Raw genomic sequence first — 20,054 nt, 5'->3', positions numbered from 1 at the left:
TCCGGGGGTGGGTGGTGGTGGCCGTGTGGCGGAAATGCGAATTACGCCGGATAGGTATGTGTTTCTGTGGCTTTCACAGCGGCCCACAGTTTGAGGCCTGGGCGGAGGCGGAGGTCGGCGACGGTGGCGGGGGTGACGTCGGCGAGGACCGGTGGGGTGCCGTCGAGGCGGAGGCGGATGGTGTGGGCGTGTTGTTCGATGCCGGCGATGGTGACCGGCCAGGTGTTGCGTTGGCTGCCGGTGGGGTGGTCGGGGTGCAGGCTGACGGCGGTGGGCGGGAAGGCGATGTGTACCGCGCCCCGGCTGGGTTCGGCGGCTGTGAAGGTGCCGCCGGTGTCGAGGTCGACGGTGGTGCCGTTGGCGATGCCGCGATAGAGGTTGAGGCCGACCAGGTTTGCGACGTAGTCCGAGCGGGGGCGGTTCGCCACTTCGCTCGGGGAACCCTCCTGGACGACGACGCCGTCTTCGAGGATGACGAGTCGATCGGCCAGCACCATGGCATCGAGCGGGTCGTGGGTGACCAGTACGGTGTGGCCGGGGTAGTCGGCGAGGTGGTGGGCGAGGTCGGAGCGCACGCGTAGCCGGGTGCTCGCGTCGAGTGCGGCCAGCGGCTCGTCGAGGAGCAGCAGCGCGGGGTCGGTGGCGAGGGCACGGGCGAGGGCGACGCGTTGGGCTTGACCACCGGACAGGGCACGCGGTTTGGCCTGCAGGTGCTCGGCGAGTCCGACGCGTTCCAGCCACTCGGTGGCGCGGGCGCGGGCGGCGGTGCGGCGCTGGCCGCGAGCGCGCAGGCCGAACGCGACGTTGTCCAGCGCGCTCAGGTGGCCGAACAGCAGGTAATCCTGAAAGACGACGCCGACCTCGCGGCGCTCGGCGGGCACGAACACCTTAGGCGGTGCGTCCCAAGTCTTTTCGCCGATCCGCAGGACGCCACCGGTGAGCGGGGTCAGCCCGGCCAACGTGCGCAACGCGGTGGTCTTGCCCGCGCCATTAGGCCCGAGTAGCGCGACGACTTCCCCTGGTGCCACGGACAATTGGATGTCGAGCTCGAATTGACCTCGGGTGACCAGCAATTCGGCGTCCAGGCTCATACCGCGCCCCGAATCCACCGCTCGCGCAACGCGACGAGCACGGCGACCGACACCGTGAGCAGCACCAGGCTGAGCACGATCGCGTCGTCCGGATCGGCTTCCAGCGCAAGATAGACCGCAAGCGGCATCGTGGTCGTCTTTCCGGGAAAGTTACCGGCGAAGGTGATCGTGGCACCGAATTCGCCGAGCGCCCGCGCCCAGCACAGCACCCCGCCCGCGACGACACCCGGCAGCACCGAGGGCAGCGTCACGCGCCGAAAGGTCAGCCAGCGCGACGCGCCGAGCGTCGCCGCCGCCTCCTCGAACCGCGGATCCGCCGCTCGCAGTGCGCCTTCCACCGAGATCACCAGAAACGGCATCGCCACAAACGCTTCCGCGACCACAACGCCCGCCGTCGTGAAAGGCAGTGAGACACCGAACCATTCGTACAGATACCGCCCGATCAGCCCGCGCCTGCCGAGCACGAGCAGCAGCGCGACACCGCCGACCACGGGCGGCAGCACCAGCGGCACGGTGACCAGCGCCCGCAACACCCCGCGGCCAGGCACCTCGCCGCGCGCGAGCAACCACGCCAACGGCACGCCGAACACCAGGCAGAGCACCGTCGCCAGGCTCGCGCATTGCAGCGAAAGCCGAAGGGCCTGACCGACTTCGGCGTTGAACAGTCGGCTCGGCATGCCGCGCCACGGCGCCCGCCACAGCAGTCCTACCAGCGGAACGAGCAGAAACGCCAGTGCGCACAGCGCGGGCAGCAGCAGCACGAGCGGTCGCCGTCCCTGTGCCGCCCGCCGCCGCGGCACCCGCGTCACGGTGCGTCGAATCCCGCCTTGGCGAACACCGCCCGCGCCTGATCGGACTTCACGAAGTCGACGAACGCCGCGGCCGCTGCCGAATTCGGCGCGTGCGCCAGCGGCGCGACCGGGTAGTCGTTGATCGCCTGTGACGCCTCGGGGAAGTCGATACCCTGCACCTGATCGCCCGCGGACAGCACGTCGGTCCGATAGACCAGTGCGGCATCGACCTCGCCGAGCTTGACCTTCGTCAGCACCGCCTTCACGTCGGCCTCGCGGGTATCGGGCTGTGGGTTGATGCCTGCGATGTCGAACACCGTCTTGGCGGCGGCGCCACACGGCACCTGTTCGGCGCACAGCGCGATCTTCGGCTCGGTCTTGCCGAAGTCGGCGAGGCCGGTGATGTGGCCAGGGTTGCCCTTGGGTACCGCGATCTCGAGCCGGTTGCGCACGAAGGTGAACGGCGCGCCGCTCACCTCGCCCTTGTCCTGCACCTGCTGCATGTTCTTGGGTGCCGCTGAGGCGAATACGTCGGCCGGGGCGCCCTGGTTGATCTGCTCGGCCAGTGCCGAGCTGGCACCGAAGCTATAGACCACCTTGACGCCGGGGTGCGCGGCCTCGAACTGCTTGCCGAGGTCGTTGAACGTCTCGGTCAACGAGGCCGCGGCGAACACCGTGACGGTGCCGCCGACCTTATCGGTGGCCGCGGGCGCCGCCTTGTCGTCGGAGCCGCAGCCAACCAGGGTCAGCGCGGCCACACCGGCAACGGCGGCGACGCTCAGCGAACGAATCATTTTCGACCTCATCAACTTTCCGGAATCTCGACTACGACATGTGTCGACTTGACCGATGCCACCGCGACGCTGCCGACCTCGAGCCCGAGCTCGTCGACCGATTCCCGGCTCAGCAGCGACACCAGCCGGAACGGTCCGGCCTGCATCTCCACCTGCGCCATCACGGTGTCCTTGAGTACCCGCGTCACGATGCCGCGCATCCGGTTGCGGGCGGACGCGGCGACGGTGACGCCCGGCTCCGGGGTCTCGGCGGTGGCCTGCAGGAATTCGGCCAGTTCCCGGCCGCGCACGCCCTTGCGTCCGTTGCCGAGCTGGATCGCGGTGAGCCTGCCCTGATCGATCCAGCGCCGCACGGTGTCGTCGCTGACTCCCGCCAGCACCGCCACCTCACTGATCCGCAAATTCGACACGAATCGCAGTTTATTGCCGTATCTGCGGAAAGCAAGGGGCGGCTGTTGGGCGGCGTGGCGGGCCCGGGTACGTGCGGAGGTCATCGTCTCGACTGTGTGGGCGGGGGCTCGCCCGGCATCGACCCACGTGTGCCCGCGCGATATACAGCGGCCGCGCGACCGATTTCTCCGATATGTGCCTGCTGTGGTTGTTGTGGTGGAATTTCCGGTGAACTGTCTCACAAAGGCCACCGCCCGAACTTCCAGCGGTGCTTCTCAGGAAAACGCTGAAACCCTTGTTGGGCATATCATTTCGCGTCGCATTCACGGATCGTGTCGTGCTCCGTTCCGCTGATCGAACCGCCGGACACACCCCGCGATCATTACATTGGAGGGGATTTCGCAGTCCCATCTGATGGAGGAATTTCGGTGCCGATTATCGATCTGGGTTCGTCAGCGTTGAATCTCGCGAACGTAGTGACGTCCATTGCCGCCAACATCACCTACCTGTTGCAGGCCTGGCACGTCATCTAATCGACCCCGTGACCCGGCGGCACCGCACCCTTCGCGTCGCCGCCGGGCACAGGCGATAGATCGTCAACGCCGCCGCGAGCAGCCGCGAATCGGGGGGCTCGGTCGGATCGATGCCGGTGAGTTCGGCGGTCCCGGCCTGGTGAGCTGATGTTCGAGCAGTAGGTCAGCGGGCCGATAGACGCCCGGCGATTTGCCGAGCAGACGGGCCAGTTCGGCGAGATCGCTGGCCTCGCACGCGGTCCGCGGCCCGTCGGTGGATCGGCCGCCGTACGCCGCGACCGTCGAGGCGAAGCCCGGTGCGTCGTTCCCGCAGAGTCCGCGCTGAAGTTTGTGTGTCCGATCACAAATGTCCGGCTTTTGCTCTAGCGTTGGGGCGGTTGGTGCCGAGAGGGGCTGTGGATGCGTAGCGGGATGTTGAGTCTGGCGCGGTTGCGGGAGCTGGTCGCGGTAGGGGAGATCGACACGGTGTTGGTCGCGATGACCGACATGCAGGGTCGGTTGCAGGGAAAGCGTTGCGCGGCACAGTATTTCCTGGACGAGGTGGTGCGGCACGCGACCGAGGCGTGCAACTATCTGCTCGCCGTCGACGTGGATATGACCACGGTCGACGGGTACGAGATCTCGTCGTGGGACACCGGTTACGGCGACTTCGTCCTGCGGCCGGACCTGAACACGCTGCGGCTGGTGCCGTGGTGGCCCGGCACCGCGCTTGTCCTGTGCGATGTCGAGAAGGTGCAGCCGGAACGCGAGCCCGTCGGGGTGTCGCCGCGGCAGGTGCTGCGTGCGCAACTTGACCGGCTTGCCGAGCGCGGGCTGCGCGCGTTCGTCGGGACGGAACTCGAATTCCTGGTATTCGACGACAGTTACGAGGCGGCGTGGTCGGCCGGCTATCGCGACCTGCGCCCGGCCAACCAGTACAACGTCGACTACTCGCTGCTCGGCACCGGGCGCATCGAGCCGCTGCTGCGCCGCATCCGCACCGAAATGGACGGCGCCGGAATGTATGTCGAGTCGGCCAAGGGGGAGTGCAACCCCGGTCAGCACGAGATCACCTTCCGCTTCGACGAGGCGCTTGCCACCTGCGACAACCACAGCATCTACAAGACCGGCGCGAAGGAAATCGCCGCGCAGGAGGGGCGCAGCCTCTCGTTCATGGCGAAATACAATGAGCGCGAGGGCAATTCGTGCCATATTCATATCAGCCTGCGCGGTGAATCCGGCGAGGCGGTACTCGCGGGCGACGAGGCGAACGGATTCTCGCCACTCATGCGGCATTTCGTCGCGGGCCAGCTGGACTGCTTGCGCGAGTTCACCTATCTGCTCGCGCCGAACATCAACTCCTACAAGCGATTCGTGCCTGGCAGCTTCGCGCCGACCGCCGTCGCCTGGGGACGCGACAATCGAACCTGCGCGCTGCGCGTGGTCGGGCACGGGCAGTCGCTGCGGCTGGAGAACCGGGTGCCGGGCGGCGATGTGAACCCCTACCTCGCCGTAGCCGCCGCTATCGCGGCCGGGCTGCACGGTATCGAGCAACAGCTGCCGCTGGAGCCGGAGTTCAACGGCAATGCCTATCGTTCGGAGCGGCCGAGGGTGCCGCGCACGCTGCGCGAGGCCGCGCAGCTCTTCGGGGACAGCAAGGTGGCACGAACCGCGTTCGGTGATGATGTAGTTGAGCACTACCGCAATGCGGCGAAGGTCGAACTGGACGCCTTCGACGCCGCCGTCACCGACTGGGAGCGAATTCGTGGATTCGAACGACTCTGAGGTTCTGAACACTGGAGTTGTGCACGCCGGGCCGCGGCCCGTGATCGGCCTGCCGACCTACCTGGAGCCGTCCCGTTTCGGGTCGTGGAATGTCGACAGTGCCGTGTTGCAGGCCAGCTATGTCCAGATGGTGGTGGACGCGGGCGGCGTTCCGGTGCTGCTGCCACCGGCCGGGGTCGCCCGACCGGAGCTGGTCGCGCGGCTCGACGGGCTGGTGCTGACCGGCGGCGCCGACGTGTCGCCGTCCCGATACGGCGAGCAGGCGCACGCGCTCACCTACACCAGGCCCGATCGGGACGAGTCCGAGTTCGCGCTGTTCGCGCTGGCGCGCGCGGCCCGGCTGCCGGTCCTCGCGGTGTGCCGTGGTTTGCAGGTGGTGAACGTCGCGTTGGGCGGCACGCTGGTGCAACATCTGCCGGACGTCGTCGGGCATGCCGAGCATTCGGGCACCGTCGGCGGCTTCCTCGTCACCGAGGTGGTGACCGTGGCCGGAAGCCGGGTTGCCGCCATCGTCGGGTCGCAGGTCAAGGCCAACTGCCACCATCATCAGGCGATCGACGCGCTGGCAACGGATTTGGTGGCTACCGCGCACGCGGCGGACGGCACGATCGAGGCGGCCGAAACGGCGGACGGGCCGTTTCTGGTCGGCGTGCAATGGCATCCGGAGGTGGATGCGGTGGACCGTCGATTGATCAGAGCACTGGTCGCGGCGGCCGAAGACTATCGAAGGGAGCGGATTTCGTGACGACAGCGCAGGTGGTCAACCCGGCGACCGAGCAGGTCGTGGCGACGGTCGAACTCGTCGGCGAGGCCGAGACCGACGCCGCGATCGAACGGGCCAAGCGCGCCGCGCGTACCTGGCGCGACGTGGCGCCTGGCGATCGGGCCCGGCTGCTGCGCCGGTTCGCCGACGCCGTCGACGCGGATCTGGAGCGGCTTGCCCAGCTGGAGGTGACCAACTCCGGGCACACCATCGGCAACGCGCGCTGGGAGGCCGGCAATGTCCGTGACGTGCTGCATTATGCGGCGGGCATCCCAGAACGGTTGTTGGGCAACCAGATTCCGGTCGCAGGCGGTGTCGACATCACCTTCCACGAGCCGCTCGGCGTGGTCGGGGTGATCGTGCCGTGGAACTTTCCGATGCCGATCGCGGCGTGGGGGTTCGGGCCCGCGCTGGCGGCGGGGAACGCGGTGGTGCTCAAGCCCGCCGAGCTGACGCCGTTGACCGCGATTCGGCTTGGCGAGCTGGCGCTAGAAGCTGGCTTGCCGGAGGGCGTTTTCCAGGTCCTGCCCGGCAAAGGATCGGTGGTTGGGCACCGGTTCGTGACTCATCCCGCGGTGCGCAAGGTGGTGTTCACCGGGTCCACCGAGGTCGGCACCCAGATCATGGCCGGTTGCGCGCGGCAGGTGAAGCGGGTGACGCTGGAACTCGGTGGCAAGAGCGCGAATATCGTGTTCGCCGATGCCGATCTGGAGCGGGCGGCGGCCACCGCGCCCTACGGTGTGTTCGACAATGCCGGGCAGGATTGCTGCGCGCGGTCACGAATCCTGGTGCAGCGCAGTGTCTTCGACAAGTTCTTGGCATTGCTGGAACCGGCGGTTCGCGGGGTGAAGGTCGGTGATCCGGCGCAGGAGTCCACCGAGATGGGCCCGCTGATCTCCGCCGCGCACCGCGAGCGGGTCGCCGCGTTCATCGAGCCGTCGACCAAGGTCGCGTTCACCGGCGAACGGCCCGACGGACCCGGATTCTGGTATGCGCCAACGGTTGTGCTGCCGGACGCGCCCACCGACCGGGTGCTTACCGAGGAGGTGTTCGGCCCGGTGGTCGCGGTGCTGCCGTTCGAGGACGAGGCCGACGCCATCCGGATCGCCAACGACACCGAGTACGGGCTGTCCGGCTCCATCTGGACCAACGATGTCGGCCGGGCGCTGCGGGTTTCCCGTGCCGTCGAGGCCGGGAACCTGTCGGTCAATTCGCATTCCTCCGTGCGGTATTGGACGCCGTTCGGCGGATTCAAGCAGTCCGGGCTCGGCCGCGAACTCGGCCCCGACGCCGCACTCGCGTTCACCGAAACCAAGAACGTCTTCATCGCCACCTAGTTGACCCAACTCTGAACTTACCCACCCCGGCCGACTCCGTCGGCCTACCGTCCCCCTAACTTGACAGGAGATGCCTTGCAGCGCTTACAGGATCGAGTCGCCGTCGTCACCGGCGGCGGGAGCGGCATCGGTCTCGCCACGGTCCGCCGCTTCGCCGCCGAGGGCGCGAAGGTCGTCGTCGCCGATATCGACGCGACCACCGGTGCGGCGGCGGCCAGCGAGGTCGGCGGCTTGTACGTCAAGGTCGACGTGACCGACGAGGCGCAGGTCGAGGCACTGTTCCAGACCGCCGTCGACACCTACGGTGGACTCGATATCGCCTTCAACAACGCGGGAATCTCACCGCCGGAAGATGATTCGATCCTCACCACCGGACTCGACGCGTGGCAGCGCGTCCAGGAGGTGAACCTGACCTCGGTCTACCTGTGCAGCAAGTACGCCATCGGCCACATGCTGGAACGCGGCAAGGGGTCGGTCATCAACACCGCCTCGTTCGTCGCCGTCATGGGCGCGGCCACCTCGCAGATCTCCTACACCGCCTCCAAGGGTGGTGTGCTCGCGATGAGCCGCGAACTCGGAGTGCAGTTCGCCCGCAACGGAATCCGGGTCAACGCACTCTGCCCCGGCCCGGTGAACACGCCGTTGCTGCAGGAACTGTTCGCCAAGGACCCGGAGCGGGCCGCCCGCCGCCTCGTGCACATCCCGACCGGGCGCTTCGCTGAACCCGAGGAAATCGCGGCCGCCGTAGCGTTTCTCGCCAGCGACGACGCCTCGTTCATCACGGCATCCCAGTTCCTGGTGGACGGCGGGATCTCCGGCGCGTATGTGACACCGCTGTAGACCACGGGCGCTGCTCGTCGTTGGGGTTGCCTGTACTACTTGCTCGGGATCCGCACTGGCTCGAGTGTCGCGTCGTCGCCGAGCTTCAGGCTCGGCGACGACGCGCACTGTGGTTCTCGGCAGCCGCTTACAAGATGTTGTTCAGCTGCTGCAGCTTTTCCAGCAAGCCGCCGCCCGGTGCGCTCGGGGTGGCTGGGTTCGCCGGGTTAGCTGGGTTCGCCGGATTGGCCGGTGTGGCCGGGCTGGCCGGTGTTGCCGGGGTACCTGGCGTAGCCGGGTTGGCTGGTGTGGCCGGGTTAGCCGGGTTGGCTGGCGCGGCAGGCGGTGCGGGTGCTGCTTGCCCGCCCGGTGCGGGTGCCGCTTGTGCGGGTGCCGGTGCCGCCGGTGCGGGTGCCGGTTGGTTGGCTGCGGCGACGCCGGTGAGTAGCAGTGATGCGGTCAGCCCGGCGGCGGCCGCGGTTCCGATCAAGATCTTCATGTGTAGCCCCTTCTCGTCTCGAAGTGGTACATGAGTGCATGTTTATCAAACGCTCAACCCGCTAGTGGCTCGGCACAATGCGCAAAACCGTCCGCCTTGCTGGGCCTACGCCGACGGCAGTTACCCACGGCCCGCTGGGCGCGCGTGGTCCTCTACCGGATCGGTCGGGAGTGCGGCCGAGCGTCGTCGCCGAGCGCCACGCTCGGCGACGACGCTGACCAGTGTCGGTTTCCGCTGCGACGGCAACCCGTATCGCTCGAGCGTGAGCGGCTGCCACCGCGGCGGCGGCTCGGATTGTCGATGATGACGTCGAGCGGACCGATTGCCAGTTCAGTCGCGGGTTCGCACCCCGGTGACGATGGGGCCGCAAGCGCGCCCCGGCTGGACTGGCTGCGTCGCCCTATGATGCTCAGCCGCCCAAGCGAGGCAGGTTGCCGAAGCTCGGCATGTTCGGAGCGCCAGGCGCGCTGGGTGCTGCGCCGGGTGCGCCACCGGGTGCTGCGCCGGGTGCGCCACCGGGTGCACCACCGGGTGCGGCGCCGCCTCCGCCCGGCAGGTTCACGCCAGGGATCTGCGGCAGGTTCACGCCGGGGATCTGGGGGAGTTGGGCGCCGCCTCCTGCGCCGCCGCCATTCGGGCTGACCTGCCCGCCGCCTCCTGCGCCGCCGTTGGGGGTCAGGATGTTGCCCTGCGCCCCGCCGCCATTCGGGTTGACCTGCCCGCCGCCTCCTGCGCCGCCGTTGGGGGTCTGGAGGGTGCCCTGCGCTCCGCCGCCATTCGGACTGGCCTGTCCGCCGCCTTGCGCGCTGCCCTGTGGACCTTGGGCGCCGCCTTGCGCTCCGCCCGAGGGTTGGCTGACTGTCGTGATCCCAGCGATCTGGGACGCATCCGCTGCGGCGATGCCGGTGAATATGAGTGACGCGGTCAGCCCAGCGGCGGCCGCGGTTCCGATCATGATTTTCATGTGGAGCCCCTTCTCGTATCGAAGTGGTACATCCGTACATGCTGATCAAACGTTCAACACGTTAGTGGCTCACATCACAATGAGCAAAACTGGTCGGTATGAAATGGGCCCGAGGTCGGGGAATTGGTTTGCCGCCGACGCCGCTCGGCATCGCCTTTCAGCGGGACTATCGCGAAAGTGGGCGGCGAGGGCCGGCCGTGAAGGATTCGGTCAGCTCGACACGCCGATGGCGGAGCTGAAGCCGGTGGGCGTCGTCGCCGAGCGGAGGCGCGGCGACGACGCCGAGCAGTTATGGCTTCGCTTCGACGCCCTACCCGCTACCGCTTGGGGAGCGGTCGCCACCGAGGTGGCGAGGTTCGTTCGTGCACACGTCGGGCGGGCCGATCGTCTGTTCAGTCGCAGGACTGCACCAGAGTTGTTATCAGCGGGTGCGAGCGGCAGGAGTGCCGTTGTTCGTGCTGGGAGTGCCCGCGCCTGCGCCGGTCCCGTTGCTCGTGCTCGGGCTGTTCGCACCGGCGCCGCTGTTCGCGCCGCCCGCGCCCGCGCCGCTGTTGGCACCGCCTGCACCGGCGCCGCTGTTGGCACCGCCTGCACCGGCGCCGCTGTTCGCGCCGCCTGCACCGGCGCCGCTGTTCGCGCCGCCTGCACCGGCGCCGCTGTTCGCGCCACCTGCACCGGCACCGCTGTTCGCGCCACCCGCGCCCGCACCGCTGTTCGCGCCGCCTGCACCGGCACCGCTGTTGGCACCGCCCGCGCCGCTGTTCGCACCGCTCGCGCCGTCTGCTCCGCTGTTCGTGCCGTCTGCGCCAGCGCCTGAGGGGTTGTCGCTGCTAGCGCCGTTGTCGGTACTAGTGTCCGGGCAGTTCTTCTTCGGGTCCGCCTTCTCTGCGGACGGGTCGCTGGGCTGCTCGGCAGCCGGGCCGGCGCTGCCGGTGCCAGTCAGGCCAGCCGCTCCGCCTGGCAGTCCGCCGCCGTTTCCGACACCAGGGGCTGCTCCGCCGGGAGCGGGTTGGGCCGGCTTGTTCGTGCCGGACTTGTCGCCCGAGCCTTCTTTGCATTTCTTGGGATCGGGCTGGCCGATCAGTGTGAATCCACCGACCGAATGATCGGGCTGGAATGTATTCGCTCCGGCGGCACCGGCTAGCAATAGTGTCGCGGTCAGCCCTGCGGCGGCCGCGGCTCCGATCTTGCAAATCATATGTGTAGCCCCTTCTCGTTTCGAAGTGGTACATGCTGATCAAACCCTCAACACGTTAGTGCTGATACTTCGAAATGAGCAGGACGCCGGTAGCGCAGGCAAGTCACCGCCGATCGGGCCACATCAGCCCATATGGCCTGGAATTCGAATTAATTTGGTCCTGCCATTTCCAGGGCACGACCCATTCCCGAATCGAACGAAATTAAACCGCCGGATTCAGAGAAAATTGGCGAGCGAACGGGACATGGCTGAGGCGAACATTGCGAACGCGCTCGGCCATGTCCCGTTCGTGCCAGGCTATGGGGCTACGGCGGCCTTGCCGGGGAGTAATGAGTCCAGGCTGAGATCGTCGCCCGCGTCGGGGACTTCCGTGCCACGCAGCGACGTGCCGGCCGTCTCGCGGAGGAAGCACCAGGCGACCAGGCCGACGAGGCTCGCGCCGACCATGTAGAGGGCGGGGAACAGCGACCAGCCGGTCCATTCGATCGCGGCCTCGTTGACCAGCGGCGCGGTGCCGCCGAAGGCCGCGGTGGACACGTTGTAGGCGAGCGCGAAGCCCGCGTAGCGGACCTGGGTCGGGAAGATCGCGGGGAAAGTAGAGCTGATCGTCGACAGCTGCGGGACATACAGCAGGCCGAGCACGACGAAGCCGGTGATGGCCCAGCCGGTGCCCTTGCCCATCAGCCAGTACATCGGAATCGCGAGCAGGCCGAGACCGACCAGCGAGAACAGCCACATCGGACGACGCCCGACCCGGTCGGACAGTCGGCCGAAGAACGGCAGCACCAGCATCATCACCGTCTGCCCGATCAGCATCATCGTGGTCGTGGTCGACTCGCCAAGGCCGATGGTTTTCTGCAGGTAGGTCGGCTGGTAGGTGAGCAGCGTGTAGTTCACGACATTGAGGGCGACGACCAACCCGGCCATCGTGAGCAGCTCGCGCCGGTAGGTGGTCACCAGTTCGCGCAGGCCGCGCAGGCCGCCGGGCGGATGCTTCTTGTCCTCCTCGGCGACTTCGCTGAACACCGGGCTCTCGTCGAGCTTCGAGCGCAGGTACCAGCCGATCAGACCGAGCGGGACGGCCAGCAGGAACGGGACGCGCCAACCCCAGGTGTGCATCGCGTCGGAGCCGAACGCGAGCTGGCAGACCAGCACGGTCGCCGAACCGCCGACAAAGCCTGCGAGCGTGCCGAATTCGAGGAAGCTACCGAGGAAGCCGCGCCTCTTGTCGCTGGCGCATTCGGCCAGATATGTTGCGGCGCCGCCGTATTCACCGCCGGTGGAGAAGCCCTGCACGACGCGCAGGGTAATGAGCAGGATCGGCGCGAGCACGCCGACCTGGGAGTGGGTCGGCAGGATGCCGATGGCGCCGGTGGCCGCGGCCATCAGCAGAATCGTGGTGGCCAGCACGGCTTTTCGGCCGATCCGGTCGCCGAGCGGACCCCACACCATGCCGCCGAGCGGGCGAAGCAGGAACGAGACGGCGAAGCCGAGCATGGTGCCGAGCGTGCCGAGATTCCCGGGGAAGAAGGCGTCGGTCAGGTAGGTGGCCGTCGCGGCGTAAACGCCGTAGTCGAACCATTCGGTGGCATTGCCCATCGCGGAAGCGGCGACCGATCGCCGTAGCGGAAAACTCTCCGGGTCCCCATCAGTCACGTGCGCGTCCTCTCCAGCCCGTCGAGCGGACCTCGTTTCGGCCTACCTCCGGGTCCTGACACCAGAGACTGGGCACGAATTAGACCGATACCCACGTTTCAATCAGCGCAAACCGCGATCTCCTGGCGCATACGCACCGTGTGGACGTCACGACCTGCGATGAAGTGCATGGATGCGACGATGGTAACGAATTGATAACGGAGCCGCAACCGGACAGCGCCGGTTCGTCGCCGCAGGTCGCCCGCCAGCGGTGCTCGATGCCGTTCGCCGTCGCCGCCCGGCCCCGCCGAGTGCGGCACCGAACAGCGCAAGGCAGGTCCAACCGAACCAGTTCCCGAACCGGGCGTACACCGTGCTGCCCGAGGTCAGCGGAATATCGGCGAGCACGGTCCGCGTCATCGTGACATCGGTTGTCGCGGAAGCGAGTACATGCCCGCGCGAATCACTCGCGACGAGTTCGCCGAGTTGTGGTGCCCGCGCGACGCCCATGCCGAATTCGACGCCACGCATGACGGCCATCCGGCTGTGCAGCCAGTAATCGCTGGTGAAATCGAGCGCGGGCACCAGCAGCAATGTCGTACCGCGGCGCTGGTTTGCCAGGACGAGGTCCGGGTGGTCGAGGTCGAAGCAGACCGCCAAGGCCCATGGCTTGCCCGGGACGCTCTGCCATCGCGTGCCCGGCTGGTTCTCGTCCTCCAGTCCTGGAATCAGGTAGTGCTTGTCGTACCGCACGCCGGAGGGATAGTCGATCGCGGAGTTGTAGCTCTCGCCGCCCGTCGTCAGGACCAACCCGGCGATGACCTCGATGTTGCGGCGAGTCGCGACATCGGTCAGCGGCCCGGACAGCAGTGCGATAGTGGAATCGTCGGCGCGCCAAGACTTTTCCGGCAGCACTACTACCCGCGCACCCTGGTCGGCCAGCTGGTCGATCTCGACGACGGCCCGCGCCACCATGTCGCGTCCGTCGGCCGAATCCACCGGGACGTAATCCGGCGGTTGTGCCACCGCGACCAGCCCGACCCGCACCGTGTCGCGCTCCTGCGGAACGGCCAATCGCCAGAAACCGAACGCGCCGAGTGCGATCAATACCGCCGCCGTCGCTCCGGCCACTCGAAGTCGTTGCACCCGAGTCACTTCCGGTGCGAACAGCACCGCGATCGCCGAGGGCACCAGCAGGATCAGAAAGGTGACACCCCACACGCCGGTGAGCGCGGACGTCTGGATCACCGGCAGCACATCGGCCTGGGTGTAGCCGATGCTCCACCACGCGCCGAACGGACCCGCCACCGCGAGCAGGAATTCCACGCTCACCCAACCGGCGGGCAGTGCCACCACCGCGAGACCTGGCCGTCCGCGCACCAGCAGGGCGCGCGTCACCGTGCTGACGCCGCCGAACAGCAGCGCGGTCCCGCCGAGCAACAGCACCGTCACCGGAACCGGCTGTTCGATGGATTCGGTGAGGTAGCCCCACAACTGGAGCGCACCGCCGAGCCAGGACAGTACCCCCGCGACGAATGCCGTGCCCGCGGACACCCTCGGCATCAGCAGCAACACCGGCATCGGGGCCAGAAAGGCCAACCCGGTCAGCGGATGTAGCCCGGTGCCGAAATGCCACAGCAGCGCGGAGGTCAGGACCGCGAGCGCGGCCAGCAGAAAGCGTTTCACCACTTCGATGTTCGACGCATGACGCGTCCAGCACATCGCCGAGACGAGCCAACCCGACCTCCCTCCTGCGGTGGCTCAACCGGCTTCGGTCGCGGCCCCCGGTTTCACCAGACCGGCCTCGTACGCGAACACCACCGCCTGCACCCGATCGCGCAGACCGAGCTTGGCGAGCACCGAGCTGACGTGCGTCTTCACCGTGTGCTCGCTGACCATCAGCGCCGCGGCGACCTCGGCGTTCGACAGCCCACGCGCCAACTGGCGCAACGTATCCCGCTCCCGCTCGGTCAGCTCGTCGAGGCGGCGCGCGAGCTCGGGTCGCGGGTGTCCGCGCTGGGTGAGTTCGGCGATCAGCCGCCTGGTCACCGTCGGCGCGAGCAGTGCCTCACCCGCGGCGACGACGCGAACCGCGTCGACCAGCTCGTCGCGGCGGACATCCTTGAGCAGGAACCCGCTCGCCCCGGCCCACAGCGCGTCGAAGACATACTCGTCGAGGTCGAACATGGTGAGCACCAACACTTTCGCTGAGGTCTCGGCACAGATGCGGTGGGTAGCGGCCACGCCGTCCAGGCGCGGCATCCTGACGTCCATGACCACCACATCGGGCATGAGCACGCGGGCTTTCTCGATCGCTTCCAGTCCGTCGGCGGCCTCACCGACCACGGTGAGATCGGGTTGGGCGTCGAGGATCAGGCTGAAACCGGCTCGGAACAGGTCTTGGTCGTCGACGACGAGTACGCGCATGCTCAACTCCATTGTCCGAGCGGAAGTTCGGCGGCGACGTCGAAACCGTTGTCCGAGGGGCCATGTCGCAGCGTGCCGCCGTTGCCGGTGACCCGTTCGCGCATGCCGAGCAGTCCGTACCCGCCGGACTCCGTGCGCACCGGGCCGACGCCGTCATCGGAAACCCGTACCGTCAGTAGCTGATCCGACCAGCACAGCGAGACCCGCACGCCGGTGGCCCGCGCGTGCTTCATGGTGTTCGTCAACGCTTCCTGCACAACGCGGTACGCGGTGACGGCGACATCCTCGGACACCGTGCGCCTCGGTCCGTCCTCGTCGAGCGACGCGGTCAGACCGCCGCGTCGCGACAGTTCGACAAGGTCGGCGATCGCCTCGATGCCTGGCTGGTGTCGCGGGTCGCCGTTGTCGTCGCGCAAGGTGCCGAGGCTGCGCCGAAGTTGTTGCACCGCGACACGACCGGTCTCCGCGATGCTCGCGAAGGTGGCGTCCGCGCGCTCGCGGTCGGTGCCGGTGAACAGCGGGCCGGTCTCGGCCTGGACGATCATCGCACCGACCGAGTGCGTGACGATGTCGTGCATATCCCTCGCTATCCGCAGGCGTTCCCGGTTCAGCGCCGCGAGGCGTTCCTCGTCGAGGCGGCGGGCGCGTTCCTCGAGCATCTCGATCTGCGCCCGCCTGGCCCGGACGCCGGTGCCGAGCGCCCACGCGGTGAGGAAGGACATGGCCGCGTAACCGTAGGAGTCCGGGCTCTCGTTGGGGACGACCAGGGAGAACAGAATGCCGACGGCACCGGCGACGAAGGCGCCGCGCCGTCGCACCGGCGGGCTGTACGCGGCAATGGTGTACGCGCAGACGATGGTGCCGTAGGGCAGGTCGGGCATGGCGTGCAGGCAGGCGAGCGCGGTGATCGCCGGGCCGACCACGAGGAATACCGTCACCGGCGCGCGCCGCCGCCACAGCACCGGCACCGACGCGACCGCTGACAGCACGAGCACCAACCACGGCCGACCGTCGAGCACGGCGGGCCCGATGGTGGCGACGGTGATCATCACGGTCAGCGCGAGATCGACCGCGCTCGGCGGGAACCGCTCGAACCGTTCGGTCACCCGCCGTGTCGCGTCGTCGACGGCACCCGCGGCCCGGGCGATCGCACTGGTAACCCTCACAACCAGTCAGTGTGGCCTGTCCGTGCGCCCCATGGCTTCACTCTCCGGACTGATAACCCCTCACCCCTGCGGATGAGGCCGCGGCATCGCGCCGTGAGCCGACCTCCCTGCGACCCCATCGGCCCTTCACCCCAGGCCACGGGCTACGTCGCCCAGCCGCGAGTACAGCACGCCGAGATCACGGCGATACTGCGGATTAGACGGATCCGCCAGGATCAAGTCCTCGGCCAGTTGCAGGCCTCGGCGATAGTGGCGCTCGGCTTCGGCGCCGTCGCCGGTAGCGCGCGCGAGATTGCCGAGCTTGTCGCAGCAGACCAGGAGGTCGCGGTGGTACGCGAGGCCGGTGGTATCGGCGGCGATCAGTTCTTCGATGATGGTCATGGTGAGCCGGTAATGCTCCGCCGCCGCATCGAACTCGCCGCTGAGGTGCGCGACGTCGCCCAGTTTGCGGTAGGTGCAGGACAGGTCGAGTCGATACGTCGAGTTGGCGGGTTCGGCCTCCACCAGGCTCATATCGACGGCCAAGGCATGCTGGCACAGACGATTCGCCTCGACGAATTCGCCACGGGCGGCGGCGATGTCGCCGAGCTTGATGTACAGGACCGACATGTCGCGACGGTGTCCGCGGTCGACCGGCTCGACCTTTGCCAGCTCTTCGGCCATGGCCAGTGCGCGGTTGTATAGTCGCGCCGCCTCCCTCGAGTCACCCAGCGCCACAGCGGTGTTCCCCCACGCGTTGGCGGTGATCAGCAAGTCGCGGCGATGGGCGTGATTGCCGGGCTCGGCCGCAAGCAGCTCCTCGGTGATGGTGAGCGAACGCCGGTAATAGTGGGCGGCTTGCTGGTGGCTGCCACGGTCGCGGGCTAGATTGCCGAGTTTGTCGCAGGTGACGGACAGGTCGCGACGGTAGGCGAGGTTGCCGGGTTCGGCGTCGACCAGAGCCTGGGCGACATCGAGGGCTCGCTGATACAGGCGATCCGCCTCGCCGACATCGCCACCGCGCCGAGCGAGGTCGCCGAGGCGGTCATACGAGACCGAGAGCTGTTGGCGGTAGTCGAGATCGGCGGGTACGGCCGCGACGAGCTCTTCGGCGATGGCCAGTGCGCGGCGAAAGAGTCGGTCCGCCTCGGCGACATCGTCATTCGCGCGGGCCGTGCGACCCGCCCTGTCGAAGCAGGACCAGACATCGCTGAGGTATGTGGTGTCGGCGGGTTCGCTCGCCGCGAGTTCTTCAACGATCGTGAGGGCCAGCAGATGTAGGCGCAGCGCCTCGTCGCCCTCGCCGCGGGCCAGCGCCAAGGTGCCCAGTTTGTCGTAGGAGATGGAGATGTCGCGGCGGCAGCGCCGATTGGTCGGGTCGGCTTCGACCAGCTCCTCGGCCAGGGTCAGCCCGCGCCGAAAGTAGCGGTCCGCCTTGTCGAAGTCGCCCTCGGCGAGGGCGAGTTGGCCGAGCTTGTCGCAGGGGACCAGGACGTCGCGCCGGTAGGTGTTGTTGGTCGGGTCGCTGGTGAGTAGTTCCTCGGCGATGGTCAGTGTTCGCTGGTAGAGACGCGCCGCTTCGCCGCTGCCGCCGGGCTCCGAGTCCGCCATTTCGCCACCCCCACAGAGAAATTGGTCGAGCGATTCACCTCTCTTCGGCAGCGTAACAACGGGGTCCGACAAGGCGTCGAGATCGCGTGATCAGCTGCTCGCGGGCCAGGTCTCCTCGACGATCAGGCGGCCGGCGCGTACCGCTGCCGCGTGGTGGTCGGCGACCAGGTCGGGTGGGTAGGTCGGCCAGAGGGTGATGGCGCCGGTGGCCTTGTCGATGGTGCTCACCGTGCCGCCGATGGGCAGCGGGCTTGGCGGAGTGCGGGTTTCGGTGGGTGGGGGTGGGGTGAAGATGGCGACGACGACGAAACAGCTGTCGAATTCGGTGATCCGGTTGGTGATCCCATGCCCGGCGTCGTCGTCGAAGGACAGGTAGCGCTCGGTGAGGCGCTCTGCTTCGGCGAGGGTCACCGGGGTGATGCACTCGGTCGGGTAGGCATGGATGTCCATGGTGTCGACGGCGGCCACCGGGGGTGGCGCCAGCTCCTTTCCGCAATCCTGGTGCCCCACTGTGCCGTACGCGCGTGGCGGTTGTTCGCGTTGTCCGGGATTTGCTGCCGGACGGCGCGGTGTGCCGGTCAGTCGAAGTGCACGGTGGCGAGCATACGGCGGGCAAGGACCTCGGTGTCGGTATCGACCGTGGATCAGGCGGTGACGCGCAGTTCCTCGGCGGTGATGTCTTCCAGCGAGCGGCGGCGGGTCTCGATCAGGAAGACGATGCCAGCGACGGCCGCGATAGCCATCGGGACCGCGCTGATGAGCGCGGTCACCGAGATCGACGGCGTCGCAACGGCGAACACGACGAGCGCGATCACGATGACGCCGCCCGCCTTACTCATACCCGCCGCCAAACCAGTTCCGCGGGACCGTATTCGGGTCGGATAGGCCTCGGCACCGTAGGCAACGAGCACCGCGACCACCGAGCTCGCGCCCCAGATCGGCGGAATGAGCAGCGCGTACAGCAGCGTCTTGTTGTCGGCGACGTTGTCGCCGAACGCTACGAAACCGAACAGCGAGACCGCGAGCAACGCGCTCAGTATCACCATCGTCCACTTGGACGAGCGGTGATAGCAGTAGGCGACAAGGAAATTGAGCGGTACGCCGATCAACGCCGAGTCGCGCAGGATCTGATCGGCCGAGACGCCGCTGTACCCGAGCTGGCGCAGATTGGTCGGTAGCCAGAGCTGGAAGCCGTAGACGACCAGGCCGACACCGAGCCCGACCAGCACGAGCACGGTGCTGATGCCGCCGAACGGCGGCTGCCATAGTCGGCGGTACCCGCCGTCGACGCCCGATTCGACGGTGAGCTCGGAGTGCTCGACCGTGACGATGGACGCGTTGTAGGCGCGCAGCACCTGCTCGGCCTCGTCGCGACGGCCGAGGGCGAGCAGGAAGCGCGGCGACTCCGGGACCCAGCGGGTCAGCATGATGGTCAGCAGTCCGGTGGGGAAACCGATCAGCCACATCACCCGCCAGCTGTAGGTGTCGCCGATGGTGGACGACAGCCAGCTGGTGATCACGTAGGCGCCCGCGATATCGCCGCCGATCAGCACCATCAGCCAACCGCGGTGCCGCGCCGGAATCGTCTCGGCGAGCAGCGTGAACGCGATCGGCAGCATGCCGCCCGCGCTGATGCCCATGATCAGGCACATCAGCAGATTCAGCTGGAAGATCGGCATGGTGCCGCAGATCGAGGTGGCGACGAAGAAGACCCCGGCCAGCAGGATGGCCGCCTTGCGTCCGATCCGGTCGCCGAGCCAACCCCAGACGAACGAGCCGATCACCGTGCCCGTGATGCCCGCCAGCGGCAGCAGCGCGGCGGGCAGGCCGCCGCCGGGATTGGTCGCCGTCTTCAAGCCGTATTCCTTGGCGACGCCGGGCACCACGAACGCCAGCGTGGTCGGCTTCATCACGTCGATCGTGACGGCCGCGGCCATCGCGAGCAGCAGCACGATGTGCACCCGATTGATCGGCGCGTCGTCGAGCGCGCGCACCTGCAGGTTCGACACCTGATCACGGTGTGCGCCAACGGGAATCAGGCTGTAGGTGGTGACAACGAGGCCGATGACGATCAGCACCATGCCGACGATCATGCTGACATCCATGGGCATATCCGCCATGTGATAGCCCATGTCCCTGGACTGCCAGAACATCGGGAGGTGCAGTGTGGTGCCGAGAGCGGTTGCGGCTAGACCGAACCAGAAGGCACGGGTGCGCCGTCTGATGGGTGTCTCAGTACGGACAAACATCACTCAGGCTATCCGAAATACATTGCCACATTCTGGATTTCGAG

At 67.7% G+C, this 20,054-nt stretch carries 18 protein-coding genes; 4 read left to right on the top strand and 14 right to left on the bottom strand.

Annotation, left to right across the window (positions count from 1 at the left end; all coding sequences use genetic code 11):
- Nucleotides 1–41: 41 nt before the first annotated feature.
- From OG203_RS14690 to OG203_RS14675, 4 genes are read right to left on the bottom strand one after another with little or no spacing between them, the layout of a single operon-like run.
- The gene (locus OG203_RS14690; RefSeq protein ID WP_405166201.1) at nt 42–1,091 is read right to left on the bottom strand and encodes an ABC transporter ATP-binding protein; all 1,050 of its coding nucleotides are present in this window, start codon (nt 1,089–1,091) and stop codon (nt 42–44) included.
- The gene (gene modB, locus OG203_RS14685) at nt 1,088–1,900 is read right to left on the bottom strand and encodes a molybdate ABC transporter permease subunit (RefSeq protein WP_405166200.1); all 813 of its coding nucleotides are present in this window, start codon (nt 1,898–1,900) and stop codon (nt 1,088–1,090) included. Before modB ends, OG203_RS14690 begins: the two co-directional genes overlap by 4 nt.
- Entirely contained in the window at nt 1,897–2,676 is a 780-nt protein-coding gene (modA, locus tag OG203_RS14680; protein WP_405166199.1) for a molybdate ABC transporter substrate-binding protein, read from the bottom strand. The genes modB and modA overlap by 4 nt, the downstream gene beginning before the upstream one ends.
- Before the next feature lie 11 nt (nt 2,677–2,687).
- Nucleotides 2,688–3,086 (bottom strand): molybdopterin-binding protein, encoded by a 399-nt coding sequence (locus OG203_RS14675; protein ID WP_405167879.1) that lies wholly within the window; start codon nt 3,084–3,086, stop codon nt 2,688–2,690.
- Between the two features lie 912 nt (nt 3,087–3,998).
- Between OG203_RS14675 and OG203_RS14670 the strand changes: the two genes are divergently transcribed.
- Genes OG203_RS14670 through OG203_RS14655 form a run of 4 tightly spaced genes read left to right on the top strand, consistent with a single transcriptional unit; the run spans nt 3,999 to nt 8,303 of the window.
- Complete coding sequence (locus OG203_RS14670; protein WP_405166198.1) at nt 3,999–5,363, top strand: glutamine synthetase family protein; 1,365 nt, start codon at nt 3,999–4,001, stop codon at nt 5,361–5,363.
- Between the two features lie 19 nt (nt 5,364–5,382).
- Nucleotides 5,383–6,108 carry a gamma-glutamyl-gamma-aminobutyrate hydrolase family protein gene (locus OG203_RS14665; RefSeq protein WP_405166197.1) on the top strand — a complete coding sequence of 242 codons (726 nt, stop codon included), beginning with the start codon at nt 5,383–5,385 and terminating at the stop codon, nt 6,106–6,108.
- Nucleotides 6,105–7,463 carry an aldehyde dehydrogenase family protein gene (locus OG203_RS14660; protein ID WP_405166196.1) on the top strand — a complete coding sequence of 453 codons (1,359 nt, stop codon included), beginning with the start codon at nt 6,105–6,107 and terminating at the stop codon, nt 7,461–7,463. Before OG203_RS14665 ends, OG203_RS14660 begins: the two co-directional genes overlap by 4 nt.
- A 60-nt stretch (nt 7,464–7,523) precedes the next feature.
- Nucleotides 7,524–8,303 (top strand): 3-oxoacyl-ACP reductase, encoded by a 780-nt coding sequence (locus OG203_RS14655; protein WP_405166195.1) that lies wholly within the window; start codon nt 7,524–7,526, stop codon nt 8,301–8,303.
- A 127-nt stretch (nt 8,304–8,430) separates the two neighbouring features.
- On the opposite strand, the gene OG203_RS14650 is transcribed toward OG203_RS14655, so the two are convergent.
- The 10 genes from OG203_RS14650 to OG203_RS14605 form a co-directional block, all read right to left on the bottom strand.
- A complete protein-coding gene (locus OG203_RS14650) occupies nt 8,431–8,781 on the bottom strand; it encodes a hypothetical protein (protein WP_405166194.1) in 351 nt (116 codons plus the stop codon).
- A gap of 409 nt (nt 8,782–9,190) precedes the next feature.
- Entirely contained in the window at nt 9,191–9,745 is a 555-nt protein-coding gene (locus OG203_RS14645) for a hypothetical protein (protein WP_405166193.1), read from the bottom strand.
- Nucleotides 9,746–10,166: 421 nt separating this feature from the next.
- Nucleotides 10,167–10,943, bottom strand: coding sequence for a hypothetical protein (locus OG203_RS14640; protein WP_405166192.1), 777 nt, complete (start codon nt 10,941–10,943; stop codon nt 10,167–10,169).
- A gap of 297 nt (nt 10,944–11,240) precedes the next feature.
- Entirely contained in the window at nt 11,241–12,542 is a 1,302-nt protein-coding gene (locus tag OG203_RS14635) for an MFS transporter (protein WP_405167878.1), read from the bottom strand.
- A gap of 204 nt (nt 12,543–12,746) precedes the next feature.
- Nucleotides 12,747–14,264: an apolipoprotein N-acyltransferase gene (locus OG203_RS14630; protein WP_405166191.1), complete on the bottom strand. Its 1,518-nt coding sequence runs from the start codon at nt 14,262–14,264 to the stop codon at nt 12,747–12,749.
- A 75-nt stretch (nt 14,265–14,339) separates the two neighbouring features.
- Nucleotides 14,340–15,005, bottom strand: a complete 666-nt coding sequence (locus OG203_RS14625; protein ID WP_405166190.1) for a response regulator — start codon at nt 15,003–15,005, stop codon at nt 14,340–14,342.
- 2 nt (nt 15,006–15,007) lie between these two features.
- Nucleotides 15,008–16,171, bottom strand: coding sequence for a sensor histidine kinase (locus OG203_RS14620; RefSeq protein ID WP_405166189.1), 1,164 nt, complete (start codon nt 16,169–16,171; stop codon nt 15,008–15,010).
- Between the two features lie 126 nt (nt 16,172–16,297).
- A complete protein-coding gene (locus OG203_RS14615) occupies nt 16,298–17,761 on the bottom strand; it encodes a tetratricopeptide repeat protein (protein WP_405166188.1) in 1,464 nt (487 codons plus the stop codon).
- Nucleotides 17,762–17,851: 90 nt separating this feature from the next.
- Complete coding sequence (locus tag OG203_RS14610) at nt 17,852–18,271, bottom strand: hypothetical protein (protein ID WP_405166187.1); 420 nt, start codon at nt 18,269–18,271, stop codon at nt 17,852–17,854.
- Between the two features lie 134 nt (nt 18,272–18,405).
- Nucleotides 18,406–19,866 carry an MFS transporter gene (locus OG203_RS14605; RefSeq protein WP_405166186.1) on the bottom strand — a complete coding sequence of 487 codons (1,461 nt, stop codon included), beginning with the start codon at nt 19,864–19,866 and terminating at the stop codon, nt 18,406–18,408.
- Nucleotides 19,867–20,054 lie beyond the last annotated feature (188 nt).

The organism is Nocardia sp. NBC_01499 (genome assembly GCF_045040275.1).
Lineage (GTDB): Bacteria > Actinomycetota > Actinomycetes > Mycobacteriales > Mycobacteriaceae > Nocardia.
The sequence above is the reverse complement of the archived record's forward strand: the minus strand, read 5'-3'. Positions and strand labels throughout refer to the sequence as shown.

What these genes read in the sequence shown, in the direction of transcription:
- modA (WP_405166199.1), bottom strand. Translation starts at nt 2,676, where the DNA reads ATGATTCGTTCGCTGAGCGTCGCCGCCGTTGCCGGTGTGGCCGCGCTG.
- OG203_RS14615 (WP_405166188.1), bottom strand. Translation starts at nt 17,761, where the DNA reads ATGGCGGACTCGGAGCCCGGCGGCAGCGGCGAAGCGGCGCGTCTCTAC.
- OG203_RS14650 (WP_405166194.1), bottom strand. Translation starts at nt 8,781, where the DNA reads ATGAAGATCTTGATCGGAACCGCGGCCGCCGCCGGGCTGACCGCATCA.
- OG203_RS14670 (WP_405166198.1), top strand. Translation starts at nt 3,999, where the DNA reads ATGCGTAGCGGGATGTTGAGTCTGGCGCGGTTGCGGGAGCTGGTCGCG.
- OG203_RS14605 (WP_405166186.1), bottom strand. Translation starts at nt 19,866, where the DNA reads ATGGATGTCAGCATGATCGTCGGCATGGTGCTGATCGTCATCGGCCTC.
- OG203_RS14640 (WP_405166192.1), bottom strand. Translation starts at nt 10,943, where the DNA reads ATGATTTGCAAGATCGGAGCCGCGGCCGCCGCAGGGCTGACCGCGACA.
- OG203_RS14635 (WP_405167878.1), bottom strand. Translation starts at nt 12,542, where the DNA reads ATGGGCAATGCCACCGAATGGTTCGACTACGGCGTTTACGCCGCGACG.
- OG203_RS14625 (WP_405166190.1), bottom strand. Translation starts at nt 15,005, where the DNA reads ATGCGCGTACTCGTCGTCGACGACCAAGACCTGTTCCGAGCCGGTTTC.
- OG203_RS14690 (WP_405166201.1), bottom strand. Translation starts at nt 1,091, where the DNA reads ATGAGCCTGGACGCCGAATTGCTGGTCACCCGAGGTCAATTCGAGCTC.
- OG203_RS14645 (WP_405166193.1), bottom strand. Translation starts at nt 9,745, where the DNA reads ATGAAAATCATGATCGGAACCGCGGCCGCCGCTGGGCTGACCGCGTCA.